The 23,697-nt window shown below is 61.0% G+C and carries 24 protein-coding genes and 1 tRNA gene; 16 read left to right on the top strand and 9 right to left on the bottom strand.

Annotated elements, in window-relative coordinates; translation table 11 throughout:
* Nucleotides 1-84 precede the first annotated feature (84 nt).
* The 5 genes from RLW41_RS10415 to acs all read left to right on the top strand — a co-directional run bounded on the left by RLW41_RS10415 (nt 85) and on the right by acs (nt 5,488).
* A complete protein-coding gene (locus tag RLW41_RS10415; RefSeq protein WP_409561694.1) occupies nt 85-1,605 on the top strand; it encodes an NAD(P)/FAD-dependent oxidoreductase in 1,521 nt (506 codons plus the stop codon).
* A 4-nt stretch (nt 1,606-1,609) separates the two neighbouring features.
* Nucleotides 1,610-2,116, top strand: a complete 507-nt coding sequence (locus tag RLW41_RS10410; protein ID WP_409561693.1) for a GtrA family protein — start codon at nt 1,610-1,612, stop codon at nt 2,114-2,116.
* 169 nt (nt 2,117-2,285) lie between these two features.
* Nucleotides 2,286-2,723 carry an EVE domain-containing protein gene (locus RLW41_RS10405; RefSeq protein WP_414464459.1) on the top strand — a complete coding sequence of 146 codons (438 nt, stop codon included), beginning with the start codon at nt 2,286-2,288 and terminating at the stop codon, nt 2,721-2,723.
* Entirely contained in the window at nt 2,720-3,391 is a 672-nt protein-coding gene (locus tag RLW41_RS10400) for a class I SAM-dependent methyltransferase (protein WP_414464458.1), read from the top strand. Before RLW41_RS10405 ends, RLW41_RS10400 begins: the two co-directional genes overlap by 4 nt.
* 150 nt (nt 3,392-3,541) lie before the next feature.
* A complete protein-coding gene (gene acs, locus RLW41_RS10395; protein WP_414464457.1) occupies nt 3,542-5,488 on the top strand; it encodes an acetate--CoA ligase in 1,947 nt (648 codons plus the stop codon).
* Here acs and RLW41_RS10390 read toward each other — a convergent pair.
* A complete protein-coding gene (locus RLW41_RS10390; RefSeq protein WP_414464456.1) occupies nt 5,467-5,961 on the bottom strand; it encodes a hypothetical protein in 495 nt (164 codons plus the stop codon). The genes acs and RLW41_RS10390 overlap by 22 nt on opposite strands.
* 151 nt (nt 5,962-6,112) lie before the next feature.
* Nucleotides 6,113-6,322 (bottom strand): DUF1674 domain-containing protein, encoded by a 210-nt coding sequence (locus RLW41_RS10385; protein ID WP_409561688.1) that lies wholly within the window; start codon nt 6,320-6,322, stop codon nt 6,113-6,115.
* A gap of 132 nt (nt 6,323-6,454) precedes the next feature.
* Here RLW41_RS10385 and htpX point away from each other — a divergent pair, with 132 nt between their 5' ends.
* The 4 genes from htpX to purH all read left to right on the top strand — a co-directional run bounded on the left by htpX (nt 6,455) and on the right by purH (nt 12,362).
* A complete protein-coding gene (gene htpX / locus RLW41_RS10380; protein WP_409561687.1) occupies nt 6,455-7,438 on the top strand; it encodes a zinc metalloprotease HtpX in 984 nt (327 codons plus the stop codon).
* Nucleotide 7,439: 1 nt separating this feature from the next.
* The gene (locus RLW41_RS10375; RefSeq protein WP_414464455.1) at nt 7,440-8,855 is read left to right on the top strand and encodes an RsmB/NOP family class I SAM-dependent RNA methyltransferase; all 1,416 of its coding nucleotides are present in this window, start codon (nt 7,440-7,442) and stop codon (nt 8,853-8,855) included.
* Between the two features lie 99 nt (nt 8,856-8,954).
* A complete protein-coding gene (locus RLW41_RS10370; RefSeq protein WP_414464454.1) occupies nt 8,955-10,676 on the top strand; it encodes a heparinase II/III family protein in 1,722 nt (573 codons plus the stop codon).
* A gap of 102 nt (nt 10,677-10,778) precedes the next feature.
* On the top strand, nt 10,779-12,362 hold the full coding sequence (purH, locus tag RLW41_RS10365) for a bifunctional phosphoribosylaminoimidazolecarboxamide formyltransferase/IMP cyclohydrolase (RefSeq protein WP_414464453.1): 1,584 nt from the start codon (nt 10,779-10,781) through the stop codon (nt 12,360-12,362).
* A gap of 12 nt (nt 12,363-12,374) precedes the next feature.
* Here purH and RLW41_RS10360 read toward each other — a convergent pair whose 3' ends face one another.
* The 4 genes from RLW41_RS10360 to RLW41_RS10345 are packed head-to-tail and all read right to left on the bottom strand — an operon-like array spanning nt 12,375 to nt 16,032.
* Complete coding sequence (locus RLW41_RS10360) at nt 12,375-13,826, bottom strand: MFS transporter (RefSeq protein ID WP_414464452.1); 1,452 nt, start codon at nt 13,824-13,826, stop codon at nt 12,375-12,377.
* 46 nt (nt 13,827-13,872) lie between these two features.
* The gene (locus RLW41_RS10355; protein ID WP_409561682.1) at nt 13,873-14,493 is read right to left on the bottom strand and encodes a TPM domain-containing protein; all 621 of its coding nucleotides are present in this window, start codon (nt 14,491-14,493) and stop codon (nt 13,873-13,875) included.
* A gap of 37 nt (nt 14,494-14,530) precedes the next feature.
* Nucleotides 14,531-15,373: a TPM domain-containing protein gene (locus tag RLW41_RS10350; RefSeq protein ID WP_414464451.1), complete on the bottom strand. Its 843-nt coding sequence runs from the start codon at nt 15,371-15,373 to the stop codon at nt 14,531-14,533.
* A 38-nt stretch (nt 15,374-15,411) separates the two neighbouring features.
* Nucleotides 15,412-16,032, bottom strand: a complete 621-nt coding sequence (locus RLW41_RS10345) for a LemA family protein (protein ID WP_024275055.1) — start codon at nt 16,030-16,032, stop codon at nt 15,412-15,414.
* Between the two features lie 653 nt (nt 16,033-16,685).
* On the opposite strand from RLW41_RS10345, the gene RLW41_RS10340 reads away from it, so the two are divergent.
* Nucleotides 16,686-17,093 carry a hypothetical protein gene (locus RLW41_RS10340; RefSeq protein WP_414464450.1) on the top strand — a complete coding sequence of 136 codons (408 nt, stop codon included), beginning with the start codon at nt 16,686-16,688 and terminating at the stop codon, nt 17,091-17,093.
* 47 nt (nt 17,094-17,140) lie between these two features.
* On the opposite strand, the gene RLW41_RS10335 is transcribed toward RLW41_RS10340, so the two are convergent.
* The 3 genes from RLW41_RS10335 to RLW41_RS10325 all read right to left on the bottom strand — a co-directional run bounded on the left by RLW41_RS10335 (nt 17,141) and on the right by RLW41_RS10325 (nt 17,990).
* The gene (locus tag RLW41_RS10335; protein WP_414464449.1) at nt 17,141-17,326 is read right to left on the bottom strand and encodes a hypothetical protein; all 186 of its coding nucleotides are present in this window, start codon (nt 17,324-17,326) and stop codon (nt 17,141-17,143) included.
* Nucleotides 17,327-17,464: 138 nt separating this feature from the next.
* Nucleotides 17,465-17,677, bottom strand: a complete 213-nt coding sequence (locus RLW41_RS10330) for a hypothetical protein (protein WP_013950392.1) — start codon at nt 17,675-17,677, stop codon at nt 17,465-17,467.
* A 238-nt stretch (nt 17,678-17,915) separates the two neighbouring features.
* A tRNA-Gly gene (locus RLW41_RS10325) sits at nt 17,916-17,990 on the bottom strand.
* Nucleotides 17,991-18,171: 181 nt separating this feature from the next.
* Between RLW41_RS10325 and RLW41_RS10320 the strand changes: the two genes are divergently transcribed.
* The 6 genes from RLW41_RS10320 to RLW41_RS10295 all read left to right on the top strand — a co-directional run bounded on the left by RLW41_RS10320 (nt 18,172) and on the right by RLW41_RS10295 (nt 23,692).
* Nucleotides 18,172-18,669: a prolyl-tRNA synthetase associated domain-containing protein gene (locus RLW41_RS10320; RefSeq protein WP_414464448.1), complete on the top strand. Its 498-nt coding sequence runs from the start codon at nt 18,172-18,174 to the stop codon at nt 18,667-18,669.
* 27 nt (nt 18,670-18,696) lie between these two features.
* On the top strand, nt 18,697-19,611 hold the full coding sequence (trxA, locus tag RLW41_RS10315; RefSeq protein ID WP_414464447.1) for a thioredoxin: 915 nt from the start codon (nt 18,697-18,699) through the stop codon (nt 19,609-19,611).
* A gap of 30 nt (nt 19,612-19,641) precedes the next feature.
* Nucleotides 19,642-20,325, top strand: a complete 684-nt coding sequence (locus RLW41_RS10310) for an LON peptidase substrate-binding domain-containing protein (protein ID WP_414464446.1) — start codon at nt 19,642-19,644, stop codon at nt 20,323-20,325.
* Nucleotides 20,326-20,339: 14 nt separating this feature from the next.
* Entirely contained in the window at nt 20,340-20,570 is a 231-nt protein-coding gene (locus RLW41_RS10305) for a Trm112 family protein (protein WP_409561676.1), read from the top strand.
* A gap of 177 nt (nt 20,571-20,747) precedes the next feature.
* A complete protein-coding gene (locus RLW41_RS10300; RefSeq protein ID WP_414464445.1) occupies nt 20,748-22,643 on the top strand; it encodes an ATP-binding protein in 1,896 nt (631 codons plus the stop codon).
* 80 nt (nt 22,644-22,723) lie between these two features.
* Entirely contained in the window at nt 22,724-23,692 is a 969-nt protein-coding gene (locus RLW41_RS10295; RefSeq protein WP_414464444.1) for a GNAT family N-acetyltransferase, read from the top strand.
* Nucleotides 23,693-23,697 lie beyond the last annotated feature (5 nt).

The following is a 23,697-nucleotide window of genomic DNA, read 5'->3' as shown; positions in this document are numbered from 1 at the left end:
TCCCTAGTCTTCCGCTCAAGCATATCCGGCTCCCGGTCGCGAGCTGCTGCCCAAAGCCGTTCTGTTCATGCGTAGGCGCGTTTCATGTCCCATAGCGAAGTGTTCGTCATCGGCGCGGGTCCGGCCGGTCTCACGGCGTCGTATCTTCTGACCAAGCAAGGTATTTCGACGACCGTCATCGAGGCCGATCCGCACTACGTTGGCGGCATCAGCAGAACCGTCAACTACAAGGATTTCCTGTTCGACATTGGCGGCCATCGCTTCTTTTCGAAGTCGAAAGAAGTCGTCGATTTGTGGAAGGAAATCCTGCCGCAGGATTTCATCAGCCGTCCGCGCATGAGCCGCATCTACTACGACGGCAAGTACTATTCTTACCCGCTGAAAGCCTTCGAAGCGCTCGGCAACCTCGGCGTCGTCGAAAGCGCCATGTGCGTGCTCTCGTTCATGTACAAACAAGCCTTCCCGAACGAAAAGCCGGAAACCTTTCACGACTGGGTCGCCAATCAGTTCGGCGAGCGCCTGTTCTCGATCTTCTTCAAGACCTACACGGAAAAAGTGTGGGGCATGAGTTGCGATGAAATCTCGGCCGATTGGGCTGCCCAGCGCATCAAAGGCCTCGATCTCTGGTCGGCGATGGCCAACGCGCTGCGCAACTCCGTCAAGCCGAAGGGCGTCAAGGACGGCACGGGCGCACACGACGGCGAAGTCATCAAGACGCTGATCGAAAGCTTCCAGTATCCGCGCAAGGGCCCCGGCATGATGTGGGATGCGGCAGCGGCCAAGACCCGCGCCCAAGGTGGCAAGATCCACATGGGCACCGAGCTGTCGACCCTCAGATACGACGCTCGCCAGAACCTCTGGACCATTAAGGCCCGCACACCATCGGGCGATCTCGCAACCTTCACCTCGCGCCACGTCATTTCATCGGCCCCGATCCGCGAACTGATGCACGCTTTCGCCGAGGCCCCGAACGCGCTGGCCGCCGCCGACAATCTGCGCTACCGCGACTTCATCACGGTCGCCCTCGTCGTGAATAAGCCGGACCTCTTCCCCGACAACTGGATCTATATCCATGAACCGAGCGTAAAGGTCGGCCGCATCCAAAACTTCCGTTCGTGGTCGCCGGAAATGGTGCCCGACAGCAAACTCGCCTGCCTTGGCCTCGAATACTTCTGCTTCGAGGGCGATGGTCTCTGGGCAGCAGAAGATAAAGACTTGCTGGCGCTCGCCCGCAAAGAGCTTGCGACGATCGGCCTGGCCACCGAAGACGAATGCGTCGACGGCTGCGTCGTCCGTCAGAAGAAGGCCTATCCGGTCTACGATGATGGCTACAAGCGCAACGTCGAAGCCATCCGCTCTGAGCTTGCCGAAAAATACCCGACGCTGCACCTCGTCGGCCGCAACGGCATGCACAAGTACAACAACCAAGACCACGCGATGATGACCTCGATGCTGACGGTCAAAAACATCGCTGCCGGCGAAATGCTCTACGACATCTGGAACGTCAACGAGGACGCCGAATATCACGAAGCCGGCGGCTCAGGCGCGGAAGAAGCGCTAAAGAGCGTCCGCATGGTTCCCGCTAAGCTGCGCAAGGCAGGCTGATCGCATGGCGCTCGCACCGGCTGATGACGTGACGATGCCCGAGAGCGGTCGCGGAGCGAGTCACACCGCCGCGGTCGTTCCGCAGCTATCGCGCTATTCCGTTGTCAGCGTCGCCGCGCTGGCGACCGATGTCGCCATCTACATGTCGCTCTGCGCGCTCGCCATTAACGCTCCGGTAGCAGGTGTCGTCGGATATGGAGTGGGCATGATCGCTCATTACGCATTATCGACCGCCTTCGTCTTCGACGTCGCCCACGCCCGAAAATCGGCGCCGCGACGCCTTGCGGAATTCGCGGCCTCCGGATTGCTCGGCTTGATGCTTACCGGCCTCGTCATTGCGGTGATGACTGACTACTTTGCCGCATCCGCTATTGCGGCCAAAGCCGTCGCGACGATCGCCAGCTTTCTCGTGGTCTTTCTCGTTCGCCGCTGCATCGTCTTCGCGCCGGCCGCCGACAAAAATATCTGGGACGCAAACCTCGTTTACTCAAAATCAGGGTCTTGCGACTAGGTTCAGTCGAACACGTCGTAAGCTGTACCTCCGGCAGCCCGGCGAATTGATTTTCAAGTAGTGTCGCGTCTGAACCTCCGCACTTCGGTGCGGAGGTTCTGTTTTTTCAGCCCTTGAGATCGATCTCGTTCCACGCTAGGCACGCTTATCTCGTGGAACGCGCTATCTCATGCAAACCTGGCTATTCAAATCCGAGCCCGACGTTTTTTCCTGGAGCGACTTAATCGCGCGTGGGACTAAAGGCGAAGCCTGGGACGGCGTCCGCAATTATCAGGCCCGCAACAATATGCGCGCTATGAAGATTGGCGATCTCGGGTTCTTCTACCATTCCAACGAAGGGAAGGAGATCGTCGGCATTGTGCGTGTCATCGCGTCCGCACATCCCGAAGCAAAAGACGAAACCGGCAAATGGGAATGCGTCGACGTCGCAGCTATGGTGCCGGTCCCCTCGCCCGTTGGCCTCGACGCGGTTAAGGCCAATCCGAAACTGTCCGGTATGGTTCTCGTTAACAATTCCCGGCTGTCGGTCCAGCCGGTCGCCGCCGACGAATGGAAAGAAATCTGCAAGATGGGCGGCGTCGACTTGAAGAAGCTTAAGGGATCATGACCGGCGGCAAACTCGATCTCACCGATCCGCGCGACGCCGAGCGTTTCATCCTTGAAAATACCAGACCGATCGCCCCGCCTCTGGTTCCCGAAATCACGCTGCGGCTCGCCGAAGAATCTTTGCCGATCTGGCAGAAGACCGAGGACGAACTGGGCGAATTGAACGTTCCGCCGCCCTATTGGGCGTTCGCGTGGGCCGGCGGCCAGGCCGTCAGCCGGTACCTTCTCGACAATCAGGACGTCTGCCGCGGTTTGCCCGTGCTCGATCTCGGTAGCGGGTCAGGCATCTCGGCGATCGCTGCCGCCAAAGCCGGGGCATCCCACGTCGTGGCAGCAGACATCGACCTGCTCGCGCTCGCGGCATGCGCCGTCAATGCCGCCGCCAATGCGGTGACGCTTTCTACCACCGATCGCGACATGCTGTCGGCGGCGCCGCCCAGAGAAAGCATCGTCATTGTCGGCGATCTTTTCTACGAGCGCGAACTGGCCAGCCGCGTACTGCGCTTCATCGATGACGCCAAGAACGAGGGATGCTCCGTCTACATCGGCGACCCTCGCCGCAGTTACTTTCCGGAAGGAAAGTTTACGCCGCTCGCCGAATACCAGGTACCGGTGACCCGCGAGCTTGAAGACTTCGAAATCAAACGGACCACCGTCTGGCGTGCTTAAGAAAATCATGTCGCGGTGCGAGATTGATTTCGATCATTTTGGTTGCGAACCCCCTTCCCCCACCATCGAGCATGTTGTGGAGCGGGGCTCGTCGCCGCATAATGGCAGTAAATGGCCGCAACTCAGATGGCCAAACGGAGGTGCGCTCTAATGTCGGATAAAGTTTATGCCGTCCCCCAGGCGTGGGCGGAGCGGGCTTACGTCAATGAACAGTCTTATGACGCGATGTATCAGCGGTCGATCAGCGACCCTGAGGGCTTCTGGTCAGAAGCCGGTAAGCGGTTGCACTGGATCGCACCCTATACGCGCGCCAAGAACACGAGCTTCGCGCCGGGCAACGTTGACATCCGCTGGTTCGAAGACGGGACGCTGAACGTCTCAGCGAACTGCATCGACCGTCACGTTGAATCGCGCGGCGATAAGGTTGCCATCATCTGGGAAGGCGACAACCCAAACGAGAGCGAGCAAATCACCTACCGCCAGCTCCACGAGCGGGTTCAGCGTTTCGCCAACGTTCTAAAGAAGCTCGGCGTCAAGAAAGGCGACCGCGTCACCATCTACCTGCCGATGATCCCTGAAGCAGCCTATGCCATGCTCGCCTGCACGCGGATCGGCGCCATCCATTCAATCGTGTTCGGCGGCTTCTCGCCCGACAGCCTTCAGAACCGGGTCGAAGACGCAGAATCGAAGCTCATCATCACGGCCGACGAAGGCCTCCGCGGTGGCAAGTCCGTTCCGCTCAAAAAGAATTGCGATGCCGCGCTGGCGAAATGCAAAGGTGACGAGAAAGTTCTCGTTGTCCGCCGCACCGGCAATCCCGTGCCTTGGACGCCGGGCCGCGATTTCTGGCTGCACGAAGAACTCATCACCGTCCCAGCCGAGTGCGAGCCGGAGGAAATGCGCGCCGAGGATCCGCTGTTCGTGCTTTACACATCGGGCTCGACGGGTAAGCCGAAGGGCGTCGTCCACACGACGGGCGGCTATCTCGTCTACGCTTCGATGACGCATCAATATGTGTTCGATTGCCGCGACGACGACGTTTACTGGTGCACCGCCGACGTCGGCTGGGTCACCGGCCATAGCTACATCGTCTACGGCCCGCTCGCCAACGGCGCCACAACGCTGATGTTTGAAGGCATCCCGACCTACCCCTCGGCTTCCCGCTTCTGGGACGTTGTCGACAAGTGGAAGGTCTCGATCTTCTACACCGCGCCAACCGCTATTCGCTCGCTGATGGGCGCGGGCAACGATCTTGTAAACAAATCGAGCCGTGCCTCGCTGCGTCTGCTGGGATCGGTCGGCGAGCCTATCAACCCGGAAGCTTGGGAATGGTATCATAACGTCGTCGGCGAAGGCCGCTGCCCGATCGTCGATACGTGGTGGCAAACGGAAACCGGCGGCATTTTGATTGCGCCGCTTCCCGGCGCAACGCCGCTAAAACCTGGCTCCGCCACGAAGCCGTTCTTTGGTGTGAAACCGGCGCTTGTCGATGACAAAGGCAAGATCCTCGACGGCGACACGCAAGGAAACCTCGTCATCCTCGATAGCTGGCCGGGCCAATCGCGCACCGTCTACGGCGATCACGATCGCTTCGTGCAGACCTACTTCTCGGCTTATCCTGGCATGTACTTCACAGGCGACGGCTGTCGCCGCGACGCCGACGGCTATTATTGGATTACCGGCCGCGTCGACGACGTCATCAACGTGTCGGGCCATCGCATGGGCACGGCCGAAGTCGAAAGCGCACTCGTTTCGCATCCAAAGGTCGCCGAGGCGGCCGTCGTGGGCTACCCGCACGACCTCAAGGGCCAGGGCATCTACTGCTATGTCACGCTCAACACGGGCGAAAATGGCGATGACGCTTTGAAAAAGGATCTGGTCGCTCACGTTCGCCGGGAAATCGGCCCGATCGCATCGCCCGATCTCATCCAGTTCTCACCTGGTCTGCCGAAGACGCGCTCGGGCAAGATCATGCGGCGGATCCTCCGCAAGATCGCCGAAGACGATTACGGTAGCCTGGGAGACACATCGACCCTCGCCGATCCAGCCGTGGTCGACGACCTCATCACAAACCGTCAGAACCGGCGCATGATCTGACCGCGAACGTTAACCCTATCGTCCTGGGCTTCGGCGCTTTCCGGCGCCCAGGATGTTGTCGCGTTTGCCGGCACCTCGATTTCACTGACGCCGAACAAGCGGCTGACAGTCATCGCGACCGTCCCTTTCGCGCCCACGGTAACTGTATGAGCTTCACGGTCGATCCGGATGGTGGGCGGATCGATTGTCCCAACATGACGAGCGAACGTCACGTCCTTGTCGAAATGGGACAACGCCATTGTCTCGATCTGGACATCCTTCGGCGTGCCATCGCGCACCGCTCCGGCGCCTGCTTCGGACGCAGCCCGGACTGCCCCTTCGACACCTTCCCGCATGTTCGCAACCCGCGCGTAGTCAAGCGCAGCACCTGCTGCCAAGACCAGGGCGACGATCATCGATACGAAGATGACAATTGCTGAATATTGTTCACCGCGGTCGAACGGTAGAACGGCCGCGGTTCGTCGCTTGAGCATCTGTCCCTCCTTGAAACACCCCTTCCCGATTACGAGTGCGGTCATGCAACTCGGATGCCGGAATAAAGGCGTTCCGTGGGCGGACAGTTCGATCAACACGTAATTTAAAAACGCACCGCCCGGAACGGCGGTAGGGCCAGGGAAATCGCGCTCAGAAATCGGACGTAATGCCGCCCTTCTCCCAGTCGCCGAAACGCGTCGGTTCCGGCCCCTCGCGACCGCCGACTTCGGCAGGGCGTGCCTGCGCAGCCTCGCGCCCCTTTCGACGCGCCTCGGCCTCGGCAAGCGCCCGCTGTGCCTCCGGCGTCAGGACGCGCGGAAGAGGCTCGTTGTCGGTCACAGTGTCATCTTTGGCGGTCATCGCACGTCGGGGCTCCGGGAGGGCAATCGCTACCTTTTTCGGCGCGTCACCTTTATGAATGGTTGGGATACCATATATACGCGGCTGTAAGGTTGCAGACCAGTTGATGGACCACGTGTCGCGAGTAACCCCATGCCCATGAACTACCTCAAGACCGCAATGCTGCTTGCATTGCTGACCGGCATCTTCCTTGTGCTCGGTGCGCTTGTTGGCGGCAAGACCGGCCTCGTGTTCGCGTTTTTCATCGCGCTTGCGACGAACGCGTTCAGCCTCTGGAAGTCCGACAGCGTCGTCTTGCATATGTTCGGCGCGCAGGAAGTGACTGACGCCACTGCGCCCGAACTCGTCGGCATCGTCCGCGATTTGGCACTCCGGGCCGAACTACCGATGCCCCGCGTCTACATCATGAACAATCCGCAGCCGAACGCCTTTGCGACCGGCCGCAGCCCATCGCACGCCGCCGTCTGCGCCTCGACTGGCCTGCTGGAATCTCTCGACCGGCGAGAATTGTCCGGCGTCATCGCGCACGAACTCTCGCACATCAAAAATCGTGACACGCTGACGATGGCGGTTGCAGCGACCATCGGCGGCGCTGTTTCGATGTTTGCGCAATACATGCAGTTCGGCATGATTTTCGGTGGCAATCGCGATGGCGACCGCGGCGGTCTCGGCATGATCGGCACGCTTGCAGCGATCATCATCGCGCCGATGGCCGCAGGCCTCGTGCAGATGGCAATCAGCCGTTCACGCGAATATCAGGCCGACCACATGGGCGCGATGATCTGCGGTAATCCGCTTTGGCTTGCATCTGCGCTTCGTCGGATTGATGGTGCCGCCCGCCGCATTCCGAACGAAGAAGCGGAAGCGATACCGGCCGCGGCTCATATGTTTATCATCAATCCGTTGAACGGCCACGGCGTCGATAACCTGTTCTCGACCCATCCGAACGTCGAAAACCGCATCGCGGCGCTTGAAGCGCTGGCGCGCGAGATGGGTGTCAGTAGCGGAAATTCCGGTATGACGAGTGCGCCGGATCCCGCACCGCGTGGCGGCGCGACAGGAGAAGTCTGGATAGGCGGCAAAAACTATACTAAGCCTCCGAGCCCCTGGGGCTAACGTGCAAGATCATACAAAATCCAAAAATTCCGCGCCGCGACCGTCTCGTGCGCGCGCCGGCGGCCCGTCGTCTCCCCGAGGCGGCGCATCCCGTCCACGACCGGCGCAAAGCCCGGACGGGCTGAAAACGCGCGACGTCGCCGTCTCCGCGCTCTACACTGTGCTTGTCGAGCGGCGCCCGTTTGACGACGCCTTTGCGAGAGCCGCCGCCGCGCGCGATCTCCCGGGCCGCGACCGCGCTTTCGCGCGTCTCATCGCCACCACGGCGCTCCGGCATCGCGGATCGCTGCAAGCCGTCCTCAACACCTATCTCGCCAAGCCGCTGCCCGAACGCATGGGCCGCCTCGACGAGATTTTGCTCGCAGCCGTGGCGCAGCTTCTGCTGCTGCAGACGCCGCCGCACGCCGCAATCTCGCTCGCCGTCGATCAATGCCGTGCCGACAGCTCCGGCAAGCGCTTCGCCAGCCTCGCCAACGCCGTTCTGCGCCGCGTTAGCGAAAGCGGACACGGCCGCTTGGCCGACCTCGATAATATCGCGCTGACCTTTCCCGATTGGCTGCTGGCGCGTTGGAGCGACGCCTATGGCGCGGCCGCCGCCCGCCAGATCGCCCGCGCGTCCCTCGCTGAGCCCGCCCTCGACCTGACGGTCAAATCCGATCCCGAACGGTGGGCAAAAGAGATTGGTGCCGTTGTCCTGCCGACCGGCTCGATCCGTTGCGCGCAGGCCGGACGCATCGAAGAGCTGCCCGGCTATCTCGACGGCGCCTGGTGGGTGCAGGACGCCGCCGCCGCGCTCCCCGTCAAGCTGATGGGCGACGTCGCCGGATTGTCGGTGCTCGATCTCTGCGCCGCGCCCGGAGGCAAAACGGCCCAGCTTGCGACCGCCGGGGCCAATATCACCGCCGTCGATAAATCCGCGGGCCGTCTCGGCCGCTTGAGCGAAAATCTTACACGCCTCGGGCTGACCGCGACCACCGCCGTTTCCGACGCCTTGACCTTCAGCGCCGACCGGCAGTTCGACGCCGTCCTTCTCGATGCCCCCTGCACGGCGACCGGCACGATCCGTCGTCATCCCGATATTCTCTATCTGAAACGGCCCGAGGATGTCGGTGCCCTGGCAGCCCTCCAGAAACGGCTCCTCGACCACGCGGCTAGCCTTGTGAAACCCGGCGGCATACTCGTCTACTGCACTTGCTCGCTCGAACCGGAAGAGGGCGAAATGCAGGTCGAAGCCTTCCTCGAGAGCCACCCCGATTTCGCGCGTCGCCCGATTGCCCTCGACACCGACACGATCCCGATGACGTGGCGCACGCCCGCCGGCGACCTGCGGACGCTGCCGACGCAATTTGCCGATTTACCGGAAGGACTTCAGGGCCTTGACGGATTTTTCGCGGCATCTCTGGTGAAGACCTGTTGAGCGCTAGTGCGTGTGACGCCTGTCCGCCTTGTTTTGACTGAGGTCGGGGGCTAGTCCATTCTGAGGTGGTAAGACCATCTCTGGACGGGGAGCCAGACTTTGAGTCTCAATGTTTCGGAACGGCTGAAAATTCGCTCGCTCTCGGTGGAGCGATTGCGCCGTCGCGCCGTGACTTTGACGCTCTCATCCCCATTCCTGCGGTGGCGATACGCCGGCAACGGCGCCGATCAGATCCTGATCGTGCCCCAGGAACTGCGCGCTGCCGATCCAAGCTTCTGGACCGAGGTTTCACACGGTTACTTCGGACTTGCCGCCGAGATCGCCGATCTCAAAGGCGCATCCGTCTTTCGCATCACGCCGCCCAGCGTCGCTTGGGAACGTGAACTGCATGGCTTCGGCTGGCTTCGTCACCTCGCCGCAACCGAAGAGGACGAAGCCGCAGCCGCCTCACGTGAGCTCGTCCTCGAATGGATCGCCCTCAAGCGCATCTCTCACGGCGTCGCCTACGAGCCCGAGGTCGTCGCTCGCCGTCTGATCTCCTGGATCTCGCAAGCGAACATGCTGCTCGAAGACCTCGACGCGCGCGCTTACACCCAGATCATGTCCAGCATCGGCCAGCAGATCGGCGCGCTGCGGACGACGTGGCGCAATGCACCCGACGGCGTACCGCGCATGGTCTGCCTGATCGCGCTGGTGCTGACAGGTCTCGCCGTCTCCGGTCACGACAAACAGTTGAAGGATGCCGAGGCCGCGCTCATCGTCGAGTTGAAGCGGCAAATCCTCGATGACGGCGGCCACATCAGTCGCAGCGCCAGCGTGCTCGAAGATGTCGTTCTCGATCTGCTGCCGCTCGGTCAGTGCTTCGGCTCGCGAGCCCTCGTCGCGCCGGATGAGATCAACGCAGCGGTGCGAAAATCGCTGCGTTTCTTGCGTTTCATGCGTCTTGGAGACGGCATGCTGGCCCGCTTCAACGGCGTCAGCACGGGTTCACCGGCCGCCCTCGCTACCGTGCTGGGCTACGCCAGCGATGGCGATTTCGATATCATGCCGGTGGCCCGCGCCTCCGGTTACGCCCGCCTCGACCGCGGCACCACGATCGTTATGACTGATGTCGGCTCGCCGCCACCGCTCGAACTTTCAACGGAAGCGCAGGCAGGCGCGCTGTCTTTTGAAATGACGTCACGCCAGTACCTGATCTTTGCCAACGGTGGTTTTCCCGGTCCAGCCGATCACGACTGGGATTCGGTCGCCCGCGCCACCGCCAGCCACAACACACTCTGCCTCACCGAGACGTCATCCTCGCGCCTGATCCGCCACGAGCAATTGGAATCGATGGTCGCCGGCCTGCCGATCCGCGGCCCTGACACCGTTTCATTCGAATTCCACGACGGCCCGACGCAAGCAGAAATCAACGCGACGCACGACGGCTATCTGAAACGCTTCGGCTTGATCCACGGCCGACGCTTGGCGCTTGCGCCCAAAGGCGACAAACTCGAAGGCGTCGATACGCTCGAACCGCCCAAGGGAACGCTGCGACTGAAGCAGGACCTCCCCTACGCCATCCATTTTCATCTGCATCCTGATTGTCGTTGTCAGTCCGCGGGCCACGGTCAATGCCGCCTCACCCTTCCCGACGGCGAGGTCTGGATTTTTGCCGCCGACGAGACGGCACAGATGTCGATTGAGGAAAGCCTTTACTTTGTCGACAGCGCCGGACCGCGTCCAAGCCTGCAAATCGTGCTGCGCGGCACGACATTCGGCGAGACGTCTGTTCACTGGTCCGTGCGAGCCGAAGCGGCTGAGTCCGCTCCGAATTCGTAAATAACAAATCTTGCGCGTCACAATCGCGCGCTCGTCCTGACGCGGGATGGCCACGCCCGGCGCGCCGTGATAACGGCCAAACCGAAAAAAGCTGGGGTGAACATGGCTGACCAACGCATACGCCGAGCGCTTCTCTCGGTCTCCGACAAAACCGGGCTCATCGACTTCGCCGCCGCGCTGAAAGGCCGTGGCATTGAACTCGTCTCGACCGGCGGCACCGCTGCGGCGCTGAAAGCCGCAGGCCTCTCGGTGATGGACGTCTCGGAACTGACCGGCTTCCCCGAAATGATGGACGGCCGTGTGAAAACGCTGCATCCAAAAGTCCACGGCGGGCTCCTCGCCATTCGCGGCAACGCGGTCCACGACAAGGCGGCAAGCGAGCACTGCATCCTGCCCATCGATCTGCTGGTCGTGAACCTCTACCCCTTCGAAGCAACCGTCGCCAAAGGCGCAACGTATGACGATTGCGTCGAAAACATCGACGTCGGCGGCCCGGCGATGATCCGCGGCGCTGCGAAAAACCACGACAGCGTCACGGTGGTCGTCGAGCCTTCGGATTACGAACGTGTGCTGAGCGAAATTGCAGCTAACGATGGCGCAACGAAGCTCGCGACCCGCAAAGCGCTTGCCGCCAAGGCGTTCGCCCGCACCGCCGCTTACGATGCCGCAATCAGCAACTGGTTTGCCCGCGAGCTTGACAGCAATGCTCCGGAATGGCGCGCCTTCGGCGGCCACCTGGGGCAAGCGCTGCGCTATGGCGAAAACGCCCACCAGACGGCGGCGCTTTACCTCTCAGCGGACACGCGCGTCGGCGTCGCGACAGCGAAACAGCTTCAGGGCAAGGAATTGTCCTATAACAACATCAACGACACCGACGCCGCTTTCGAGCTTGTCTCAGAATTCGATCCGAAGACGCCCGCGGTCGCCATCATCAAGCACGCCAATCCGTGCGGCGTCGCAGTGAATGCCTCTCTCGCCGAAGCCTACCGCCAGGCGCTCGCCTGCGATCCGGTCAGCGCCTTCGGCGGCATCATCGCGTTGAACAAAACGATCGACGCCGCGACCGCCGAGGAAATGACGAAGATCTTCACTGAGGTCGTCATTGCGCCCGACGCAACCGATGAAGCCAAAGCCGTCTTCGCCGCGAAGAAAAACCTGCGCCTGCTTCTGACGGGCGGGCTTGCCGATTCACGCGCACCGGGCCTCAACTTCAAATCCGTGGCGGGCGGCTTTCTCGTCCAGTCGCGCGACGCCAGCAACGCCGACGATCTCGATCTGAAAGTCGTCACCAAGCGCGCCCCGAGCGAACAGGAACTGAAAGACCTGCGCTTTGCGTTCAAGGTCGCAAAGCACGTCAAGTCGAACGCCATCGTTTATGCCAAGAATGAATCAACCGTCGGCGTCGGCGCCGGCCAGATGAGCCGCGTGGAATCTTCGCGGATTGCGGCATGGAAAGCTGCCGAAGCCGCCAAAGCGCTTGGCCTCGACAAGTCGCTGACGATCGGTTCTGTCGTCGCCTCCGACGCCTTCTTCCCGTTTGCCGACGGCTTGATTACGGCGGCGGAAGCAGGCGTTACGGCGGTCATTCAGCCGGGCGGTTCGATGCGCGACGACGAGGTCATCAAAGCCGCTGACGAACGCGGCCTCGCGATGGTCTTCACCGGCGTCCGCCACTTCCGCCACTGAGGCAGCCACCCGTCAGCGAGCCGGACGCGTCCGCACGAACATCATCATCACGACGCCGATAGCAAGGAAGGCGAGAACGGCGGCCATGCCGACCCGCTGGCTGCCGGTCTCCTGCGTGATGATCGCGACGCAGAACGGCGCCAGGAATGCCGTCACTTTGCCCGAAAAGGCAAACAGCCCGAAGAACTGCGTGATCTTGTCGGCAGGCGCGATGCGCGCCAGCAGCGACCGGCTGGCGGCCTGAACCGGGGCCGACACGACGCCGACCAAAATCGCAAACGCTAAAAATACCTGCTCGCCCGGCGCTGAGAACGGCTTCGACCCGACAATCTTTCCCGCCACCTCGGTCGTGAAAAAGATGTGCGTCTTGTCGACAGAAAGAATACCGAGCGCGCCGACAATCAAAGCCAGAAGCGCCAGGATGATCACCGCTTTCGGGCCGATGGCGTCGTCAAGCCAGCCGCCGAACAGCGCACCAAACGCGCCGACCAGAGTCAGGATGATGCCGAACATGCCGAGTTCGAGCGGCCCCCATCCGAACACCGATGCGCCGTAGATACCACCGAACGCGAAAATCGCCGACAACCCGTCCGTAAACAGCATTCGCGCGACGAGAAAGATCAACAGGCTCGGCATCGAAGGTAGCGACTTGATCGTCTCCCAAAGTTCCACCGCCGCGGATCGCTCCGGGTGTGCCGTCGATGCGCGGTGCCGGTCCGGCACGAACAGGAAGAACGGAATAATGAAGATCGCAAACCAGATCGCCGCAAACGGCCCGGTGATGCGATCGCTCTGATGCGTCGCGCCGTCGAGATGCAGAAGCGGCTCAAGCCCCAGCAGAGTTTTTGGGTCACCCGGCATCGGCACCAATAGTCCCGCGACCACCGCCAAGCTGACAAGGCCGCCGAAATAGCCGACGGCCCATCCGGTGCCGGAAAGCCGCCCAAGTTCCTCCTTTGGCGCCAGACCCGTCATGATGGCGTTCGAGAAGACGCTCATCAATTCTGCGGCGAGCGTCGCACCGACGAACCCAGCAAGCACGATGAGGATCGTCGTCATGTTGGCATCGGGAACGCCGAGCCACAGGCTCGAAAGGCTTGCGAGAAAGAGCAGCGACAGCATCGCCATCCACGGCTTGCGCGATCCGCGTCCGTCGGCCGCCGCGCCAAGTAGCGGACTGATGATCGCAATCAGAAGGCCCGCCACCGCAGCCGCATAGCCCCACAGAGCCTGCCCGCAGGCTGCTTTCTCACTTCCGACAGCAAGTCCGCAAACCGAATTCTGGACGACGGCGTTGGCGAAGTAGGGTCCGAACAGAAAGGTCTGCACCAGCGTGTAGTGCGGCTGCACCGACCAGTCGAACAGCATCCACGAGACGCGAGCGCGGAGCGGCGCGCGCTTGACGGCGCCGTCGGTCGCCATCGCGGCTTGCTCGGCCCCCTCGCCGATGTCCAAGGTCGACATGCCTTCCCCCTTTTCGTGTGACCGTCTCGTCGCTCGCGCGAGATAATCAGCTTCGCAAGACGATAAGATGATCGGGCAATTCGTTGGGATCGACAGCGCCCGGCGGGAAGTGCTGCGCGAGCAAATCCCCGATCCGCGCAATCGCCCGCTCGAAACCGTCCGCCACTCGCCCCGCGCCGATATCGGCCGTAAAATCGTTGACGATCTTCTGCCAGACGCCTTTTTCAACGAGCGCGTCGATGCCGCTGTCGGCGATGATCTCGACGCGCTTTTCCGCAACGGAGACGAAAATCAACACGCCCGTTCGCCCGGTTGTCGTATGTAAATTCTGCGCAAGAAATTGCTCGCTGGCACGCCGCCGCGTGTTGGCATGAAGGATCGACTTCGGAACGAGAGACAGTCGCACCTTCGGATGCCAGGCGAGCGCCAACAGCCCGAGGAAGACCAAAAGCTGGATGAGAAAGATCCACTGCACTTTCATCCACGTGAAGTGGATGAGCGGCCACGGAATGACCAGCGCCAGCAATGCCGCCCACATAAACGGAATGTGCTGATACCGGCTGCTCTGATCGGCGACGACGGCCACGATCTCGCCTGAGGTATTGCGCTCGGCCTTCGTGATCGCCGCCGAAATCCGTTCGGCGTCCTTGGCGCTGATGAAGCTCATCGTTGCGTGCTGCCTGCTTGCGTTGATCTCGACATTGCTACCACCCTCCCGATGCGCCACCGCCGCCGAAGTCCCCGCCGCCGCCCGACCAGCCTCCGCCGCCGCTATCGCCGCCACCACCGGACCACCCACCGCCCCAGTCGCCCGATCCGCCTGGAATAACTACGATGCCACCCCGGCGTCGCGGCGCACCCGGCATGCCGGCCCGCATCGCCTGCGCGTTGCGATAATTGACCCAGATGATGAAGGCCACGATCGCGAGAAACAGAATGATGTGAAAGATCACCGTCGGATCGTTTTCCGGCGTGCGCGGCCCGGCAGCGCGCCGCTTCACCTCCTCGGCATCACCAAGCACCACCGACTTGATATCGCGGACGCCATCCTTGATGCCGCCCGCATAATCGCCGCGCCGAAACTTCGGCAGAATGGCATTCTGAATGATGAGCGCCGCCATCGTGTCGGTCATGAACGGCTCAAGCCGACGCCCGACTTCGATGCGCACCTTGCGATCGTTCGGCGCAACGATCAGCAGAATGCCGTTGTCCTTGCCCTTCTGACCGATGCCCCACTTGCGCGCGAGGCCGATGCCGTAATCCTCAATGGAATAGCCCTGCAGCGACTTGACGGTCACGACCGCAAGCTGATCGGTCGATGTCTGCTCAAGCGAGGCAAGGTCGGCTTCGATGTCAGTCTTCTCGGTAGGCGTTAGCAGTCCCGCTTCATCCGTGACGCGGCCGGCCAATTCCGGATAGACGGGATCTGCAAAAGCTACCGAGAAATGCGCCGACAGCACAAGAACGAGCGCCGCCAGCAAGCCCGGCAGCGCCTGCACCATGCCACGCCATGGCGAAACCCGAGCGGCGTTGATGACGCCAGCCATTTCAAAGGCTCCCGGCCAAAAGCGATGCGCGCCGCGGTTCAAGGCTTGCTGAAATCGACTTTCGGCACCTTCTGCTCTTCAGGCGAAATGTCGAACGTCGCCATGTCTTTGGCCTGCGGATAAAGCACCATCTTCCAAAGCCGGCCAGGGAAGGTGTTGATCTCGGTATTATACGACTGCACCGCCGTGATGTAGTCGCGCCGCGCAATGGCGATGCGGTTCTCGGTGCCCGCAAGCTCACTTTGCAGCGCCAGGAAGTTCTGCCCGGACTTGATATCGGGATACCGCTCGACGACCGCCATCAACCGCCCGAGCGCGCCCGAAAGCGTCGCCTGCGCATCCTGGAATTTCTTCATCGCATCGGGGTTCGTCAGAATATCGGGCGGCAGTTGAATGTTCGTCGTCTGCTCGCGGGCTTTCGTAACTTCCGTCAGCACGCTTTTCTCCTGATCGGCAAAACCCTTCACCGTCTCGACGAGATTGGGAATGAGATCGGAGCGGCGTTTGTACTGGTTCAGCACCTCGCTCCAAGCGGCTTTCGCCTGCTGCTCCTTCGTCGGAATTGTATTGACGCCACAGCCCGCCATCGACAGGGCAGCGACGACGATCGCAAGAAATGCGATCGGGCGAACAATGAGAGTTTGCATGCTGGCGGTCATGGCGCTGGCGATCCTCATGTCTGGTCCGTAAGCGGTGCAGGATTGGAAAGCGAAGAGAGAGGCCTCAGAAATCGGACGTCTGTGGTATGATTTTCATCTGTGACGTTCAAGCGACGCCTTCGCCGTTCGTCGCAATTCGGGTGGCCAACCAACCGCGATCTCATGGCTGATCGATTTCGATCAGAGGAATTGCCGGCCGGAATTTTTCCGCGCGAAATGGAATTGTTGTGAAGAGATAAACGCCTCATTCACCTAGCGTTCATCTTGTCGGCAAGTGTTAAAAATTTCCGACTGCGAATTTGGTTTGCGCCACGCATACAAACGTATCGAATCCGTTCGTATTCGTACTTACGATCTGACGCAAAACGTCCTTCTAAAGACCAAATCCCAGCGGCTCTTGCTTGCAAAATGCCCGGGCGAAAGCTCCCGAGTGCATAAAAATCCCATGAAATGCGGTCGTTTTTGAAAGACGGCCCACCGCTTCGCGATCAGTGTTTGCACCGCACACGCGGCCAACCAAGCGACGGCAAAAGGGCTCGGGCCTGCCATGCGCAATTGGCAGGATGACATTGGAAACGATGTTTAGTGACACCACGTTATAGCCACCGGCGGTCGCGCAGAGAGACGCGATTTTGTTTCGTATGGAGCACAAAATGCACAATTGGAAAAAAGCGGTGGTGGGCGCTCTCGCAGCCTTAGCCGTGGGCGGCTTCTCCGCAGCCGCTGAAGCTCATGGCGGCGGCGGCTTTCATGGTGGTGGCGGCTTCCACGGAGGCGGCTTCCACGGTGGTGGTTTTCATGGTGGCTTTGGTGGTGGCGGCTTCCGCGGCGGTCACTGGGGTGGAGGCCACTTTGCGGGCGGTCACTGGGGTGGTCGCGGATGGCACGGCGGCGGATGGCATGGCCACGGTCGTCACTGGCGCGGCGGCGGCTACGGATGGGGCTGGGGTCCCGGCTTCTACTACGGCGGCCCGTACTATGATGATTACTACGCCTACGACGACGGCTACCTCTGCAACGACTATTGGTATCGCCGCCATCATCCCTATTGCTACTACTGACAAATGACCTGACACCGGCCCCGTGAGGGGCCGGCTTCGTTTTAAGATCACGGCAGGAGCGGTGCGGCCGTGCTGTCCGCATGCTGCGGCCCGGCTAGCAGACGGTCCGGATGAGAGAACGAAATGCCGAGGTGGATTGGCGTCGAAGCCATGACAACCGGAATGCTGAAGATCAGAGCTACCAGGATTGTGCAGGCAAGTGCCGCCTGAAGAAACTGCACGAAGCGTTTCAAGTGAGTTGCACCCTTTCAAAGTCCCAGCCGGGTGCAATTATTTTCCCTCCCGATGGCAGCATCGAGTCTGAAGCGCGGCGGCGCTGAGTCAAATGCCGCAGAATGTGATACGGCGCCGCTTGGGCGCCGTAAGACACTTCACCACCAGCGGCAGAAGCGATGGCCGTGCCGCCACCAGCAATGGCGGTGACGATGATGCCAACGGCGCCAATAAACGTCCTGTGCTGCTGACGAATGAGCCGTAAGCAACTTCAGCGCATGCACGTCGCTGCTGACCGTTGCGGCGTTTGCGAAGCCAGCGCCGAGAACCACCGCCGCAGCGGCGATGGCCACTCTCAATGTCGTTTTCATGAGGTCTCCCCCCTTGCTTGTGAGAACAAAAGTCACGCCAAGTGAGGGCACACCTATAATCGGGGCTAATCGGGCGCCGTCCATACCATTTCGTAAAGACTGGGGTCCACGCCATATAGGCGCGTCGAGTGTTGCGGAGAATCCGCCGCGGCACCGATCTTAAGAAGAAATGGCCAGCCCGCCGAAGCGGCTTTTGGCCGAGACGATTTCAGGAGGTAACTGAAATCCGATTGGTGCCTGGAGCGGGCGAAGGGATTCGAACCCTCGACCCCGACCTTGGCAAGGTCGTGCTCTACCCCTGAGCTACACCCGCATGTCCAGAAAGCTTACGCCGCCTTGCGGCGGCGGAAGACCCGCCTTATGGCGCAAGTGATCGCCCAATGCAAGCCCCTCAATCACAGCGGCGAAAATGTCCAATCGCCCTTATATATCAGGGGCGGCCAGGGTATGGATGCGCCGCCCCCGACAGGAAAGCCGGAGAAAAGCCTCGACCGATGCCCGTAACGCGCCAACAGCTCTTTCAGACCCTCGCCGATCTAGGAATTGAGACGGAAACGATCGACCATCCGGCTGTTTTTACCGTCGCGGAAAGCGACAAGGTCGAAATTGCCCTGCCGGGCGCCCACACCAAGAATTTGTTCGTAAAGGACGACAAGGGCGCGCTTTTCCTCGTCATCGCCAACACCGAAACCCGCGTCGATCTCAAAGCCTTGTCGAAACGCCTTGGCGCCGGGCGATTTTCCTTCGGCAAGCCCGAGTTGCTGATGGAAACACTCAGCGTGACGCCGGGCTCCGTCACGGCCTTTGCAACGATCAACGATACGGGCAATCGCGTGAAGATCATCTTCGACGAGGCTCTGATGGCCGCCCCCTCGGTCAACTGTCATCCGCTTGAAAACACAGCAACAACAAACATTGCACGCGACGACCTTTTGCGGTTCATTCGGTCCACCGGCCATGAGCCTCAGGTCATGGTATTGACCGCATCTTGAGGTTCGAGCGGCGAGGAGATTGGTTCAATGGAATTTGGCGCTAAAGGCACGGAGTTCGGTGCACCCGGTGCCGCCCACATGATCAAGGATGCGACCACCGCATCGTTCAAGGCTGACGTTCTGGATGCCTCGAAGACGGTTCCTGTCGTCGTCGATTTCTGGGCGGCTTGGTGCGGCCCCTGCAAGCAGCTCACGCCCGTTATCGAAAAGGTCGTGCGCAGCTACAGCGGCAAGGTCCGCCTGGTGAAGGTCAACGTCGACGAGAACCAGGCGATTTCGGCGCAGCTTCGCATCCAGTCGCTGCCGACCGTCTACGCCTTCCGCGACGGCCAGCCGATCGACGGTTTCGTCGGCGTGCAGCCCGAAAGCGCGATCAAAGCTTTCGTTGATCGCCTCGTGGCCGACGATGCTGAGATGGGCATCGCCGAAGTTCTCAAAACCGGCGAAGAACTGCTGGAGCAGGACGACCTGCAAGGAGCAGCCGAAGTTTTCGCGAGCATCCTCCAGGAAGATCCGGCCAACGCCGAAGCCATCGCCGGTCTGACATCCTGTTACATGAAGAGCGGTGACATCGCCCGCGCCAAGCAGACACTGGCGCTCGTGCCGCCGGATAAGCGCGAGCTTGCTGCCGTCAAAAGCCTCGAAGCAGCGATCGAGCTTGCGGAAAAAGGCGCTGACACTGGCGAACTCGATGCGCTCCAAAAACGCGTCGCCGAAAACCCTCAGGATTTTCAAGCTCGTCTCGATCTCGCCGTCGGCCTCGGCGCGACCGGCGACCGGCAGGAGGCGCTCGAGCTTCTCCTCGATCTCATCAGGGCGGACCGCAAATGGAACGACGAAGCCGCACGCAAGCAGCTTCTGCAGTTCTTCGACGCCTGGGGCCCCAAGGAACCCCTGGTGGCCGAAGGGCGCCGGAGGCTATCATCCATCTTGTTCAGCTAATCCAGAAACGTTCCTTAGCGGAGATTTTTTTTGATACTCACGGAGCGCTATCGACGCCCGGCCGATTTGCCCCCGAGGATTCCCGTTTTTCCTCTTCGCGGCGCGATTCTCTTGCCGCGCGCCACATTGCCCCTGAACATCTTCGAACCTCGCTATCTCGAAATGATCGATCATGCGATGTCAGGCGCGCGCATCATCGGCATTTTGCAACCTGTCGTATCGGGCGATGACGATCAGGAAAGCCCGATCGAAAAAACGGCTGAGTTGCGCTCCGTAGGCTGTGCCGGGCGCATCACATCATACCAGGAACTGGACGACGGCCGATTGATCATCACGTTGACGGGAGTCACGCGCTTCGAGTGCGTCGGCGAAGCCGAAACTGAGATGCCTTACCGCATCATGACTGTGAGCTACGACAAATTCGCCAGCGATCTGACCGAAGGTCTCGGCGAAGAGCTGGTCGATCGGCAAAATCTCTTGCGCGTCTTGAAAACCTATCTCGAAGCCAACCGCCTGAAAACCGATTGGTCGACAATCCAGCGCGCATCGAACGAATTTCTCATCAATGCTCTGTCGGTGATGTGTCCTTACGGACCGGAAGAAAAGCAGGCACTGCTCGAGGCCAAGGATCTGCGGTCGCGCGCCGAAGTTCTCGTTGCGCTCGCCGAAATCGATCTGGCGTCGAACGGCAGCAGCGGCACGACACTTCAGTAATATCGGAAAAAGCCATGACCGATGACGCTGACGATAGCTCTCCAGACGACGCCAACGCCGTCGATCCGAAGTTGCTTGAGCTGCTCGTCTGTCCTTTCACCAAGACACGTCTGGTCTACGATGCGAGCAATCGCGAATTGTTGAGCAAAGCTGCAGGCTTGGCATTTCCGATCCGCAATGGCGTACCGTTGATGATCGAAGATGCAGCTCGAAAGCTGACCGACGAAGACCTACGCCGGCTGTAATGAACATCTGAGCGGCCTGCTATTGCGACAGCAGATTTGATCGACGCCGCTGTGCGCTTAACCACGTCTCTTTAGACTCTGTAAAAGTGCACTGGCCGACTGTGCCCCGGCATTTAGGGGCCAAAGAAATTGTTTCGAAAACTGATTTACTCGCGACCTGTCGGGGAGCGTATGGACATGCAGCCATCGCCCGGCGACAACAGGCGAGCGACTTGGACATGGCGCGTGTGCGCGTCAACGGCGGCTATCATCGGCACGCTTTTGCTTGTCCTTGGCCTTGTCTCGAGCGCCGTGACATTCGATAGCGGCCTCACTGCCGCTTTTGTTGGCGTCGCGGTGCTGACCGCGGCCACGATCTTTTGCGTCACGCCGCCCTGGAAATTGTGGCGTCAGAAAACGCCCGTCGCTCAACGTGATGCAAGGCGTGCTGACGATGACATCGAAGACCTCAAGGATGCGCATTGGCGCCTATCCGACAACGCCGTCCGCTATCGCCAATTTTTGGATTCGCAGCGCGACTTCATCGTCCGCCGCGCGAAAGACGGTCGTCTTGTCTTTGCGAATACGGCATTCCTTGAAGCCTTCGGGGTGCGAAGCGAGGACATTCTCGGCTCGCGCTTCCGGCCGCATATCCTGCGCAGCGAATCCACGGTCGGCATGTCGGCCACCAACTTGCGAACGATTGAGCTTCTGCCGACGCGGCGCGGCAAACGCTGGATCGCCTGGGACGAAACGGAAGTCTTAACCCAGGACGGCGCCATCGAAATCCAGAGCGTCGGCCGCGACATCACCGTCGAGCGTGAAATCGAAGAGCGGCTGCGCGGCGCCCGCGATCGCGCCGAGACGGCCAACCGCGAGAAATCCCGCTTTCTCGCCGCCATGAGCCACGAAATCCGCACACCGATGAACGGCATCATCGGTATGATCAGTCTACTGCGCGATACTCAGCTTGATCCGGAGCAGAGAACCTATGCGCGCGTTGCGGAAGATTCCGCTCGCGCCCTTCTCGGTCTGATCGACGGCATTCTCGATCTCTCCAAAATAGAGGCGGGAAAATTCGAACTGGCGAACGAGATCTTTTCGCTCCGGAACTGCATGACCCAGATGATGCAGCTCATGGCGCCCGATGCTGCCGCCAAAAAGTTGACGTTGAATTTGGCGATATCTGACGCAGTGCCTGAGTGGGTTCGGGGGGACGAAATCCGTCTGCGCCAGATCATCCTCAACCTGTTGTCGAACGCCATAAAGTTTACCGACACGGGCGGCATCTCCGTCAGCATCTCCATCGCGAATGATCCCCCTGCCAATCCCGACGCCGTGCGCATCGCTATCGAAGTCGCCGATTCCGGCATCGGTTTCTCGCCCGACGCGGCCCGCCGCCTTTTCAACGAGTTCGAGCAAGACGCAAGCGCGATGAACCGCAATCCGGCAGGCACCGGCCTCGGCCTCGCGATTTCAAAACGCATCGCCCAGGCCATGTCCGGCGACATCGTCGCTTCGGCCGGCCCCGACAAGGGCGCCGTCTTCACCGCTCGGGTGGAACTCCATGCTGCCGGCGCGCCGCCGCTCACGGCCGGTTCGCTCGTGCCAGAGGAAAGCGGACGAGACGGCTCCGAAACTGCCCTCCGCCGCGCCCCTTGCCCGCCGTTTCGCGTTCTGGTCGCCGAGGACAACCAGATCAATGCCCTCCTCGCCTGCAAAATCATCGAACGCGCCGGCGGCACGGCGACCGTGGTCGAGGACGGACGTTCCGCAATCACGGTGATGTGGGAAGTGCTGGAGCGCAAACGTCCTGCGTTCGACCTCGTGCTGATGGACGTCCTGATGCCCGAGATCGACGGCATCATGGCCACCAAATCGATCAAAGCGCTCTATCGGGAACGCAAGGACGCGGCCCTCTCCTGTCCGCCGATCATCGCGCTGACCGCGAACGCCTTCGCCGAGGACCGCGACCGTTGCCACGCCGCCGGAATGGACGACTACCTCGCCAAACCCTTCGACGCCCGCAATCTCCATGACCTGCTTCTCAGGTGGGCACCCCAGCCCCTTCGCGCCGCCCCACCTGCGGCTTGATCAGCGGACGTTTCGATCTAAAAACTGTCACGGAATCGTGCTAGCGGCGTGTGCTAGAGCACCGTAGGGATTTCCATCCGATGTGGCAGGCAATTGCAGACCGAAGCAAACGTAAGCCCGGCCGTCTCGGAAAGCTCCCGGCGGGCCTTGCCGCCATTGAAGCGCTGAGCGCTCCCGCCCGCCGCCTCAAGGGCTTCACCCGCGACATCGAGCCAAAGGTGTACGGCCGCGTCGGCAATCTGGAAGTGCGGTTGGCCCGCACCTGGACCGAGATCAAGCTTGCGCAACGTCTGCGCTATCAGGTCTTTTTCGAAGAAATGTCGGCGGTGCCGAGCCGCCTCGCGCAATTTCGACGTCGCGATGAGGACGCCTACGACGCGCTCTGCGATCATCTTCTTGTCGTCGATCTCGATAAGACGATGCCCGGACGCGCCGGTCGTCCTGAACGTCCGAAAGTCGTCGGCACTTACCGCATTCTTCGCCAGGAAATCGCCGAGCAAGGCCCCGGCTTTTATTCCGCCGGCGAATACGACATCGCCCCTCTTCTCAAAAGCAAGGCGGCGACCCACCGCTTCATGGAGCTTGGCCGCTCGTGCGTGCTCGCCCCCTATCGCAGCAAACGATCGGTCGAACTGCTGTGGCACGGCCTTTGGACTTACGTCCGCGAAAATCGCATCGACGTGATGATCGGCTGCGCCAGCTTCGAAGGCATCGACCTCGAAGACCACAAGATGGCGCTGAGCTACTTGCATCACAAAGCCCTGGCGCCGCTCGAATGGCGCGCCAGTGCCCGCGATCCGCTCGGCGTCTCGATGAACCTGATGCCGATGGCGGACGTCGATCAGAAGGCAGCGCTGAAAGCCATGCCGCCGCTGATCAAGGCTTATCTGCGCTTAGGGGCCTATTTCGGGGACGGCGCCGTGATCGACCGGCAGTTCGGCACGACTGACGTGCTCGTCATCATGCCGGTCGCAAAAATCGATCCGCGCTACTTCGACCACTACGGCGCCCCGGCCGAAACCAAGAGCCGCATTGCCGTCGACGCCTGATCGCC

Source organism: Hyphomicrobium sp. DY-1 (assembly GCF_047497105.1).
In the GTDB taxonomy this organism is placed as follows: domain Bacteria; phylum Pseudomonadota; class Alphaproteobacteria; order Rhizobiales; family Hyphomicrobiaceae; genus Hyphomicrobium_B.
The sequence above is the reverse complement of the archived record's forward strand: the minus strand, read 5'-3'. Positions and strand labels throughout refer to the sequence as shown.

Excerpts from the sequence above, each read along its gene's own strand:
- RLW41_RS10415 (WP_409561694.1), top strand. The coding sequence starts at position 85 with ATGTCCCATAGCGAAGTGTTCGTCATCGGCGCGGGTCCGGCCGGTCTC.
- RLW41_RS10410 (WP_409561693.1), top strand. The coding sequence starts at position 1,610 with ATGGCGCTCGCACCGGCTGATGACGTGACGATGCCCGAGAGCGGTCGC.
- RLW41_RS10405 (WP_414464459.1), top strand. The coding sequence starts at position 2,286 with ATGCAAACCTGGCTATTCAAATCCGAGCCCGACGTTTTTTCCTGGAGC.
- RLW41_RS10400 (WP_414464458.1), top strand. The coding sequence starts at position 2,720 with ATGACCGGCGGCAAACTCGATCTCACCGATCCGCGCGACGCCGAGCGT.
- acs (WP_414464457.1), top strand. The coding sequence starts at position 3,542 with ATGTCGGATAAAGTTTATGCCGTCCCCCAGGCGTGGGCGGAGCGGGCT.
- RLW41_RS10390 (WP_414464456.1), bottom strand. The coding sequence starts at position 5,961 with ATGCTCAAGCGACGAACCGCGGCCGTTCTACCGTTCGACCGCGGTGAA.
- RLW41_RS10385 (WP_409561688.1), bottom strand. The coding sequence starts at position 6,322 with ATGACCGCCAAAGATGACACTGTGACCGACAACGAGCCTCTTCCGCGC.
- htpX (WP_409561687.1), top strand. The coding sequence starts at position 6,455 with ATGCCCATGAACTACCTCAAGACCGCAATGCTGCTTGCATTGCTGACC.
- purH (WP_414464453.1), top strand. The coding sequence starts at position 10,779 with ATGGCTGACCAACGCATACGCCGAGCGCTTCTCTCGGTCTCCGACAAA.
- RLW41_RS10360 (WP_414464452.1), bottom strand. The coding sequence starts at position 13,826 with ATGTCGACCTTGGACATCGGCGAGGGGGCCGAGCAAGCCGCGATGGCG.
- RLW41_RS10355 (WP_409561682.1), bottom strand. The coding sequence starts at position 14,493 with ATGAGCTTCATCAGCGCCAAGGACGCCGAACGGATTTCGGCGGCGATC.
- RLW41_RS10350 (WP_414464451.1), bottom strand. The coding sequence starts at position 15,373 with ATGGCTGGCGTCATCAACGCCGCTCGGGTTTCGCCATGGCGTGGCATG.
- RLW41_RS10345 (WP_024275055.1), bottom strand. The coding sequence starts at position 16,032 with ATGACCGCCAGCATGCAAACTCTCATTGTTCGCCCGATCGCATTTCTT.
- RLW41_RS10340 (WP_414464450.1), top strand. The coding sequence starts at position 16,686 with ATGCACAATTGGAAAAAAGCGGTGGTGGGCGCTCTCGCAGCCTTAGCC.
- RLW41_RS10330 (WP_013950392.1), bottom strand. The coding sequence starts at position 17,677 with ATGAAAACGACATTGAGAGTGGCCATCGCCGCTGCGGCGGTGGTTCTC.
- RLW41_RS10320 (WP_414464448.1), top strand. The coding sequence starts at position 18,172 with ATGCCCGTAACGCGCCAACAGCTCTTTCAGACCCTCGCCGATCTAGGA.
- trxA (WP_414464447.1), top strand. The coding sequence starts at position 18,697 with ATGGAATTTGGCGCTAAAGGCACGGAGTTCGGTGCACCCGGTGCCGCC.
- RLW41_RS10305 (WP_409561676.1), top strand. The coding sequence starts at position 20,340 with ATGACCGATGACGCTGACGATAGCTCTCCAGACGACGCCAACGCCGTC.
- RLW41_RS10300 (WP_414464445.1), top strand. The coding sequence starts at position 20,748 with ATGCAGCCATCGCCCGGCGACAACAGGCGAGCGACTTGGACATGGCGC.
- RLW41_RS10295 (WP_414464444.1), top strand. The coding sequence starts at position 22,724 with ATGTGGCAGGCAATTGCAGACCGAAGCAAACGTAAGCCCGGCCGTCTC.